The 9,635-nt window shown below is 63.0% G+C and carries 8 protein-coding genes; 3 read left to right on the forward strand and 5 right to left on the reverse strand.

Annotated elements, in window-relative coordinates:
• The first annotated feature begins 41 nt into the window (after nucleotides 1–41).
• Nucleotides 42–3,218, forward strand: coding sequence for a S8 family serine peptidase (locus tag JOE60_RS02765; RefSeq protein WP_420851370.1), 3,177 nt, complete (start codon nucleotides 42–44; stop codon nucleotides 3,216–3,218).
• 64 nt (nucleotides 3,219–3,282) lie between these two features.
• On the opposite strand, the gene galU is transcribed toward JOE60_RS02765, so the two are convergent.
• Genes galU through JOE60_RS02790 form a run of 5 tightly spaced genes read right to left on the reverse strand, consistent with a single transcriptional unit; the run spans nucleotide 3,283 to nucleotide 7,493 of the window.
• A complete protein-coding gene (gene galU, locus JOE60_RS02770) occupies nucleotides 3,283–4,227 on the reverse strand; it encodes a UTP--glucose-1-phosphate uridylyltransferase GalU (RefSeq protein WP_167265154.1) in 945 nt (314 codons plus the stop codon).
• On the reverse strand, nucleotides 4,220–5,101 hold the full coding sequence (locus tag JOE60_RS02775; protein WP_167265153.1) for a hypothetical protein: 882 nt from the start codon (nucleotides 5,099–5,101) through the stop codon (nucleotides 4,220–4,222). The genes galU and JOE60_RS02775 overlap by 8 nt, the downstream gene beginning before the upstream one ends.
• Entirely contained in the window at nucleotides 5,073–6,071 is a 999-nt protein-coding gene (locus JOE60_RS02780; protein ID WP_167265152.1) for an MsnO8 family LLM class oxidoreductase, read from the reverse strand. Before JOE60_RS02780 ends, JOE60_RS02775 begins: the two co-directional genes overlap by 29 nt.
• A complete protein-coding gene (locus JOE60_RS02785; RefSeq protein ID WP_167265151.1) occupies nucleotides 6,068–6,589 on the reverse strand; it encodes a hypothetical protein in 522 nt (173 codons plus the stop codon). Before JOE60_RS02785 ends, JOE60_RS02780 begins: the two co-directional genes overlap by 4 nt.
• Nucleotide 6,590: 1 nt before the next feature.
• On the reverse strand, nucleotides 6,591–7,493 hold the full coding sequence (locus tag JOE60_RS02790; RefSeq protein WP_167265150.1) for an alpha/beta hydrolase: 903 nt from the start codon (nucleotides 7,491–7,493) through the stop codon (nucleotides 6,591–6,593).
• A gap of 202 nt (nucleotides 7,494–7,695) precedes the next feature.
• Between JOE60_RS02790 and JOE60_RS02795 the strand changes: the two genes are divergently transcribed.
• Nucleotides 7,696–8,385, forward strand: a complete 690-nt coding sequence (locus JOE60_RS02795; protein ID WP_167265149.1) for a hypothetical protein — start codon at nucleotides 7,696–7,698, stop codon at nucleotides 8,383–8,385.
• Nucleotides 8,386–8,452: 67 nt separating this feature from the next.
• A complete protein-coding gene (wecB, locus tag JOE60_RS02800; protein WP_167265148.1) occupies nucleotides 8,453–9,634 on the forward strand; it encodes a non-hydrolyzing UDP-N-acetylglucosamine 2-epimerase in 1,182 nt (393 codons plus the stop codon).
• The last annotated feature ends 1 nt before the right edge of the window (nucleotide 9,635 follow it).

Raw genomic sequence — 9,635 nt, forward strand, 5'->3', positions numbered from 1 at the left:
GATGGAGCCACGGCCTCCCTCAGTGAAAGGTACAACCACTCGTGAAATCACAAGGAAAGAGCTTCGTCAGAAGCGGGGGACTTCGGAAGGCCGCAGCGCTTGCTGTGGGTTTGCCGTTGCTTCTTTCGTCCATGGCGATGCCGGCCCAGGCGGCGCCCGCCCCGGAGTCGCCGGGAAACGTTGCCAACGTGGCCAAGAAGAACCTTGACCCCAGCGCATACAAAGACGGCCGTTACATGGTGGTCCTCGCTGAAAAACCTGCAGCTACCTACGACGGCGGCACTGCCGGTTTGGCCCCCACCAAACCGGAAGAGGGCAAAAAGCTGGACGCCAACAGCAACGAAGTGAAGCAGTACCAGTCCCACCTCCAGCAGAAACAGCAGGAAGTGGCCAAGCAGGAAAACATCAAGATCGAGCGGGACTTCACCACAGCCGTTAACGGCTTCAGCGCCAACCTGAGCGCAGATCAAGCCATCAACCTGGCCAAGGACCCCAAAGTTCTGTTGGTTGCCCCGGACACGCAGAACGCACCTGACTACTCCACCAGCGATTTCCTGAAGCTCAGCGGCCCCAACGGCACGTGGGCCACGCAGTACGGCGGCCAGGAAAACGCCGGCAAGGGCACAGTGGTTGGTGTCATTGACACCGGATACACCCCCTCCAACCCATTCTTCGCAGGCGAGCCGGTTGGCCCGCTGGTAGGCAACCCCCAGGTGGGCGTTCCCTACCGGACGGCAGACGGCAAGATCGCCATGCTCAAAGCCGATGGCGATACCTTCATTGGCGAGTGCCAGGCCGGTACGGACACCGGCGCGGACTACGATGGCAGCGCCTGCAATTCCAAGGTCCTGAGCACCCACTACTTCGCTGATGCCTTCCTGGAAACGGTCGCCCCGGAAAACCGCGCTCCTGAGGAAGTCATTTCCCCCGTGGACGTAGACAGCCACGGCACGCACACCGCCAGCACCGCAGCGGGCAACGCCAACGTTGAAGCCGTTGTGGATGGCCGCAGCTTTGGTATCACCAGCGGGATTGCACCCGCGGCCAAGCTCTCCATCTACAAGGTCTGCTGGGAAGACACGGATCCCGCCACGGGCGGCTGCTACGGGTCCGCTTCCGTGGACGCGATCGAGCAGGCAATTCTTGACGGTGTGGATGTCCTGAACTACTCCATCTCCGGATCCACCACCTCCACCACCGATCCCGTCTCGCTGGCCTTCCTGTCCGCAGCTTCGGCGGGCATCTTTGTTGCTGCTTCGGCAGGCAACTCCGGCCCGACCGCCAGCACCGTGAACCACGGCGCACCGTGGCTGACCACTGTGGCTGCAACATCTTTCTCGCAGGAACTCCAAGGCACCATCGAATTCTCCGATGGCAGCAAGTACCGCGGTGCGTCCATCATGAGCCGTGAGGTTCGCGGGGCCGGCGTCGTACTGTCCACTGACGCAGCCAGCGGCCAAGGTGACGCTGCACTCTGCGCGCCGGGTTCCCTGAACCCGGCAAAGGTTGCGGGCAAAGTTGTTGTCTGTGACCGCGGTGTGGTTGATCGCACCGCCAAATCCGCTGAGGTTCTCCGCGGCGGCGGTGTGGGCATGATCCTGGTAAACCTGACGGACTCCTCGCTGGACACGGACAAGCACGTCATTCCCACAGTTCACGTGAACCCGCCGGCAACCCAGGCCATCAAGGACAAGGTCAAGGCAAAGCCGGCCATCACGGTATCGCTGATCAACCGCGACACTACCGGCCTCCCCGCTGAGGCGCAGCCGCAGATTGCCGGCTTCTCTTCCCGCGGACCGCTCCTGGCTACCGATTCCGACCTGCTGAAGCCGGATGTCTCGGCTCCCGGCGTCGCGATCCTGGCCGGCGTTTCCCCGATCGGAACCGGTGGCGATAACTTCGGCTTCCTGTCCGGAACCTCCATGGCATCACCCCACGTGGCCGGTTTTGGTGCCTTGATCCTGGGCAAGAACCCGCAGTGGTCCCCGGCAGCAGTGAAGTCAGCCATGATGACCACAGCAGGTCCGGTCAAACTGGCCAACGGCGCAGTGAACAAGGACGTCTTCGCAACCGGCGCAGGCCAGGTTGATCCCGCCAAGGTCCTCTCACCCGGACTGGTGTACGACAACACCACCGAGGACTACCTGAAGTTCGTCCAGGGCACCGGCATGGACCTTGGCATTGAAGGCCTGGGCACCACGGCGCCGCGCGACATGAACGTACCTTCCTTCGCCCTCGGAAACCTCGCGGGCAAGATCGAGGTCACGCGTACGGTGACGGCCCTTACCCCGGGTCTCTACCGTGCAACGGTCAACGTCCCGGGTGTGAACGTCAAGGTCACCCCTTCCGTGCTGAACTTCGGTGCAGCCGGCGAGAAGAAGACGTTCAAGGTCCAGTTCGAGAACAACAATGCAGCCCTGGGCAAGTTCGCCATGGGTTCGCTGAGCTGGCAGGGTGCCAACAAGACGGTTACCTCGCCGATCGCAGTCCGTCCCCAGTCCGTGATCGCGGACAAAGCACTGGCCTTCACCGGAACGGGCCCCAACGGCTCCGGCACCATCAACATCATGTCCGGCACCAACCTGCCGGTAGGTGTCACGGTTGATGGGCTCTCCAAGGCTGATTCCTCGGCAGTGGAACTGGTTCCGGGTCCTTTCGCCGGTGAAACCAACGCGTCCAACTTCGTCAAGAAGGTCACTGTGGGACAGGGCAGTGCACTGGCCAAGTTCTCGGTCATCTCCTCCAACGAGGCTGCGGACTTTGACATGCTGGTCCTCACCCCGTCCGGTCAGCAGTTGCCGGCCGCCACGGCATCGGCCAGTGAAACGCTGTCCGTGCCCAACCCGGCAGCGGGCGATTACTACATCTTCGCCAACCTCTACGCGAGCCCCAACAACCAGCCCACCAAGGCAACCGTTGATGCAGCAGTACTGGGTGCCAACCAGGGCAACGCAACAGTGACGCCGAATCCCATCCGCCTGGCCAACGGCAAGACGGGCCAGATTTCGCTGAACTGGAAGAACCTGGAGCCGGGCTCCTACATCGGCCGGCTCACCTTCGCCGGAACCAGTGAACCGAGCTTCGTCACTGTCCTGGTGAACCCGGGCGGAGCCGTAGTGGTCCCGGACGAGGAAGATCCCAAGAAGGACAAAAAGGACAAGAAGCCCCGCGGTAAGATCCGCGCTGACGAGCCGACGCAGAGCAACAACGCCGGCTAGTTCCCGCTTGATCCAATAACGGCAGTGGCCGGTGGGGTTTCCCACCGGCCACTGTGCTTAATCCTCAAGCACCTGCTGGCTCGCGTATGAAGGGCAGCTCTCCGGCGAGGAGATTTTCCGGCTGGTCTGTGGCGCTGAGGCAAACATTCTCCCGGAGCCATGCGCGCATCCCGGGACCTGTGTCCCCGCGTTCCAAAGCGACAGTCATCACGGCCTTGAGATAGCTCAGTTTGTCGCCTGTGTCGAAGCGCCGGCCGCGGAAGACCACGCCGTACACGCCGGAACCCGGGCCGTCGGAAACCGCCAGGGTTTGCAGGGCATCCGTCAGCTGAATTTCCCCTCCGCGGCCTGGAGCCGTCTGCTCAAGGACCTCAAAAACCCGCGGGTGCAGGACATAGCGGCCGATGACGGCAAGGTTCGACGGCGCGTGGTCAGGTTCAGGTTTTTCGACGAGGCCGCGGATCCTGAAGGCCCCGTTCACTTCGCCGGAGGCAACGTCGGCACAACCGTAGGAACTGATCTGTTCGGGGTCCACCTCCATCAAAGCCACGACTGAGCCCCCAGTGCGTTCCTGGACCTGGGCCATGTCGTCCAGAATGCTGTCCTGTTCGTCGATCAGGTCATCACCGAGCAACACCGCGAATGGTTCATTGCCGACGTGTGCCCGCGCCCGAAGGACGGCATGGCCCAGCCCTTTCGGGTCGCCCTGGCGCAGGTAGTGCAGATCCGCCAACGACGAGGACTCCTGGACGGCTGCCAGCTTTGCGTGATCTCCCTTGGCTATGAGGGTTTGCTCGAGGAAGGGCTCGCGGTCGAAGTGATCTTCCAAAGCCCGCTTGTTCCGCCCCGTGATCATGACGACATCGGTAATACCTGCCCGGACGGCTTCTTCCACGACGTACTGGATGGCGGGCTTGTCGACGACGGGGAGCATTTCTTTCGGCGTCGCTTTGGTAGCCGGCAGGAACCTTGTTCCGAGCCCCGCCGCGGGAATGACTGCTTTACGCATGGGAATCCTTTGGTTTGTGGTTGTTACCGGCGACGAAGTCTGCCGGGCAGTAGTCGGACATCTCCTCAACAGCTGTTGCGGGGTCCCAGTAGTGGAAAATGGCGCACGGGAATGCATCCGCCAGAGTGGTGCGGGAATTGCTGTCGAAGGGTTCGAGGGTGATGACGTCCCGGAACTGGGCGAACACGGCCCCCGGGAAGTCGTTGAGCCGCTGGGGAAGCGCCGAAGGCACCACCAGCAGATCCGCTTCGGTCTCGCGGAGGTGCTGCCTCAAGCAGTCTCCGGTCAGTGATTCGTGGTGGTTGATCAGATCGACTGTTCCACCGGCGGCCAGAACCGCCCACACATCGATCATGGACCCTGGGTGCACCATGCTGGTGAGTCCGAGTACTGTGCGCGTCGAGAGGCTGAACCTTTTTTCAGCGCCTTGGAGAACATCGACGAACTGCTGGAGATCCACCGCGGTTGTCCCGGCGCCTGACCCCTCCTGAAGCCATACGGCGGATGAAAAGGATGATGGTGGCCCGGATACGGCGGCGGCTTTGAGGTAGTCCCCGTCAGGGTGCATGAAGCCGGTGGCCTGCTCAAGGACCGCGTGAGCATGCAGCGGTCCTTCGGCGCTTGACGGGAGCGGAAATCCTGCAGCCCCGAGTGCCCAGAGCGCCGCGGATTCCACAATGGTTTCCGGGCCCGGGACTGCGCCAAAAGCCACCAGCTCGCCTGCCCGCACGCCTTTGAGCTGCATGGCCAGTGCACGGGTGGTGATCTGTCGGTGCACGGCAGCGTACGGGAAGTCATGGCAATTCCACCGAAGCGCCACCTTGCCGGGGTGGTGCCTGGCAGTGTCATGAATGGCTGAAACGAGGGGATGCACTCCTTGCCCCTTCCTGGGCGCCGTTGTCTGGGGAGGACAGCTTGTCTCCGGGGGACAGGCGGGCAAAGGCGCGGGCGATGAGTGAGTTGGAGTTGATGCGGTCCGCCAACCGAGGAACAGGACTGCTGATCATCAGTTCATCGACGCCCAGTTCTTCCGCCAGGGTGGCGAGCTGCTGGGCGACGTCTTCCGCGGCGCCAACGATCAGCCGGCTTTCGTTGTTTTCAGTCCGGCGAAGCTCCTCTGCGGACCAGCCTGAAGGATGGGCGTTGAGGGGGAAGGGTTCGTCCAGGCCGAGGTCTTTTCGTGCCCTCCAGAGCCGCACCGGGTTGGCGATTTCCTGAGCCTTGGCGTCGGTGTCGGCTGCGATGGCCCGTACCGCAAGCAGTGCCTCCGGTTCCTTCCGCGCACTACCGCGATGAAAGTTCTCCCGGTAGTGCGCGAGCGCTGCTCTGCTGCTTCCGGTGTTGAGGAAGTGGGCGTGGGCGTAGCCTGCTCCGGTGGCTGCGGCCAGGGGCGCCGAGCCGGTGCCGGCACCCAGCAGCCAGATATCCAGGTCATCCCGCCCCTCCGTTCCGGGCATCAGGCCAAGCCGTGCGTGCAGTTCGATGATCTTCTCGTTGAAGGAACCCGTACCGCCGCTGCCGGCCCGGCCGACGCCGAGGTTCACGCGGCCCGGATGGAGGGCGGCAAGGATGTCGAAGGACTCAGCGACCTGCCACGGCTCGTGCAGGCCCAACAGGACCCCGCCGGAACCGACGGTGATCCGCGTGGTGGCATCCAGGACGGCCATGGCCATCAGGGAGGGCGTGGTGCCGGCGAAGCCCGGGGAGTCGTGGTGTTCGGCGAGCCAGAAGCGGTGGTAGCCGGCTTCCTCGGCAGCGCGGGCCAACGCAATGGTTTCACCCAGGGCACCGGCCTTGCTGTGGCCGGCGGCGACGGGGGACTGATCCAGGACTGAGAGCTTCATCGGGTCGAGGTGGTGGTGCCGGGCTTGGAAGAGGGAACGATCGTGTAGTCGGCCAGGAAGACGAGGTTGTGAATCTCGGCCGAGGCGATGGCGCGCAGGATCGGAAGTTCCTGCGCGGCCTGTTCGGGGGTAAACACGTTCAGCGGCCATTCCTTGACCGTCCCGCCCCGCAGGTGGGGATGATGGAAGCCCCGTCCGTAGTAGGCGTGAATGGTGATCGGGGGGATCCCCGCAGCGCGTTGTTCTGCCCATCCGAGCGTCCAGGAGCAGATCAGTCCGGTGTCCGGTGACCGGCCAACGCCGGAGGATTCCACGGTGCCCTGCCCCAGCATGAGGGCATTGTTGACTTCATCAAGAGCCTGGCGTGCGTAGGGTTCCAGCAGATCAACGGCGGATCGGAAGAGCGCTTCCTTGTCCTGCCGGCTGACGGCCTCTCCGTGGGTTCCATCGCGGAGGTCAGCGAAGTGCCGCAGCAGGGCTTTGGTGTAGGCCGCCTCCGGGCTGGTGGTGGTGCTCATCTCATGCTCCTTCAGTTGTAGCTGGTTGGTTGTCTTTGAGGCTCAGGCGGGTTTGGATCCACCGATGGACCGGGTTCGCCGGCGAGCTGTCCAGGAAGTGTCCGTGGGCGACGGCCGGGCTTACTTCCAGATCCACAGGGACCGATGATGCTGCCAACCGCTGGGCGAACTGCTCGACGTCGTCACGCACCGGGTCGGCCGCGCCGACGATAAGTGAGACAGGACAGAGCCCAGTGAGTTTGGTGGCGTGCAGCGGCGAAAGGTACAGCCTTTCCCGGAGGTCAGTTTCGGAGCCGGCGTACTCACCCCACGCATCCAGCAGCATTGATCGGGGCGGGAAGGACCTGCTGTGCCGGTAGGAAGCTGCGCTGCACTCGGGATCCAACGGGGGATAGGCCAGGACTTGTCCGTGAAGCGGCAGTCCATTGTCCCGGAACCAGAGTGCGACTCCCGCAGCCAGGGTGCCACCTGCGCTGTCACCGCCCACCAGGACCGGGTGGTTGTACGTTTGCTGTGCCCAGAGAGTGGCTGCGGCGATGTCCATCACGGCGGTGGGGTGGAGCCACCGGGGAGCAAGCCGGTAGCCCACGCTGATGATCCTTGCAGTGCCCAGAGAAGCCAGAGCGGCGCACGCTTCATGCCAGCCCTCAATCGATCCACGGGTCCAGCTGCCGCCATGGGCCCACACCAGTGTTACGGACGGGCGGGCTGCGGCTTCATATATGCGCAACCGGATATCCGCACCGTCCGCCCCCTGCACAAAGAGGTCCGACCACGGCACAAAGAGGTCCGACCACGGCACAGTGATGTCCGGCCGCGGCGCATTGCTGTCCGGCCGCGGCGCAGGGGGCCGTTTTTCGCGGAGACGCGGGGCCCCGGGCAGCGCAGAAGTATCTGAAGTCATGCTTTCATCCTTCACGCCATGGAGGATCCGCGCCTGTCCCTGCTCTGCCTATCACTGACAGGGGGTGGATAACTTTGCCTGGCACTGCCAATACTTGCTCCAGTGGGACAGTGTTGTGGCCTGGCGAAGGTTTCGCACCGTTCCACTTCTTTGTGCCGATCCGTAGGTGCGCAGAGATTGAATGATGACCTTGGGGGTAATTGTGGGAACTGTCCTATTGGAAGAACTGTCCTTCAGCAGCGAGTTGACTCATGCCGTCGTGCTGCGGGATGTCCAGCAGTACGAGGTGACAGGACCCGTCGTCGTGGTGAATCTGGCTGGTAGCGACGCGTTCGTCGGTCACGGACAGTCGGCGGCATTGCCGGCCTTTAGCTCCACGATTCTCCACGGTGGTTCCATCACAGGGGCCCTGCTCGCGGTGCTGTCCGTGGAGACGGTCCAGAACGGGGAACAGCGCGCAAGGGATCTCGGATGGGCCGACTTCTATGGTGCCGAGGCTGGACAGCCGGTCCTGCTGCGCTCCACGCAGGACACGCTGGGGACGGTCCTGCTGGACCCCGCCCTGGTTCTGCGACAGCCCGGGCTGACGCCGGGAGAGAAGGCCTTCACTGTGAAGGCCAATCTGTGGTTCAGCCCCGCAGGAACCGACTGCGGAATACACAACCGGCATGATTTCATCGAGGTCCACACCCAGATTTCCGGGCTTGGACGCATGCAGAAGTTCACCTCGCAGGAACACGGGTCCCTTTATGAGGACCAGCTGTTGAGCCCTGGCAATACCAACCCTGTGCCGTTCTGTCTGGAACGGGAGGGTACCTTCACCTACCCGTGGCACCAGTACCGGGCCGACACAGACTGTATCTGGCTCGCGCTGGAATACCACCTCAGCTAATCACTCCGTCTCATATCCGCCGGCGACCACCGGCAGGTCCTTCACGCCCATTTTCAGGAGAGCAGCAATGAAAAACATTGGAATTGTCTTCGGTACACGACCCGAAGCTGTGAAATTCGCCCCCATCATCCACGCCCTGATCCAGGATCCGCGTTTCCGCCCGGTGCTGATTTCCACGGGCCAGCACCGTGAAATGCTGGACAGCACTTTGGAGGAATTCGGCATCACCCCTGATGTTGAACTGCGCATCATGAAAGAACAGCAGACCCTCTCGCAGGTGACCCACCGGATACTGGAAGGACTCTGCTCCGGAGACCATATGGAAGGCCTCGACGCCGTCATGGTCCACGGGGACACCGCCACCACCCTTGCCGGCGCCCTGGCCGCACTGCACCGCTCCGTGCCCATCATCCACGTCGAGGCCGGCCTGCGAAGCGGGAACAATTACTCGCCGTTCCCGGAGGAAGTGAACCGGAAGCTGGTGGCGCAGATCGCCGCACTGCATCTGGCCCCCACTCCGGGAAACAGCGCCAACCTGATCCGTGAAGGCGTCCGGGAACACTCCATCGTGATCACCGGGAACACCATAGTTGATGCCCTGCAGTGGGGCATGAACAACCTTCGCGGCTACGGGGAACCGGCGTTGGCGGATCTCGACAATGATCCCCGCAAGGTGATCCTGTCCACCACCCACAGGCGCGAAAGCCATGGCCGTCCGATGCGGGAGATTGCCGCGGCACTGGCTGACATCGCCCGGCGACGGGAAGACGTCCGCATCGTTGTGCCACTTCACCTCAACCCCAAGGTACGCGAAGTCATGGTTCCGGTCCTGAGCGGTATCCCCAACGTGGACATGGTGGACCCGCTTCCCTACCTGAGCTTCTGCAGGCTCTTGCAGCGCAGCGATCTGATCCTCTCGGACAGCTCGGGGGCCGAAGAAGAAGGCCCTGCGCTGGGTAAGCCGACGCTGGTGTTGCGCGAAATCACCGAACGCAGCGAATCGATCCTGACGGGAAGTTCGCGCCTGGTCAGCCGAAACCGTGGCCAGATCGTTCACGAGGTGGAACGCCTGCTCGATGATGCGAACGCCTACATGGAGATGGCCACAGCGATTAACCCCTACGGTGATGGCAAAGCCACCGAACGAACCATTGCTGCGGTGGCCCACTACTTCAAGTTGGGCCCGGCCGCCATGCCGTTCGTGCCCGGTGCAGATTTCGTGCCGGCACAGACGCGAACCGCAGCATGAC

The sequence above is a fragment of the Paenarthrobacter ilicis genome (assembly GCF_016907545.1).
GTDB classification, from domain to species: Bacteria; Actinomycetota; Actinomycetes; order Actinomycetales; family Micrococcaceae; genus Arthrobacter; species Arthrobacter ilicis.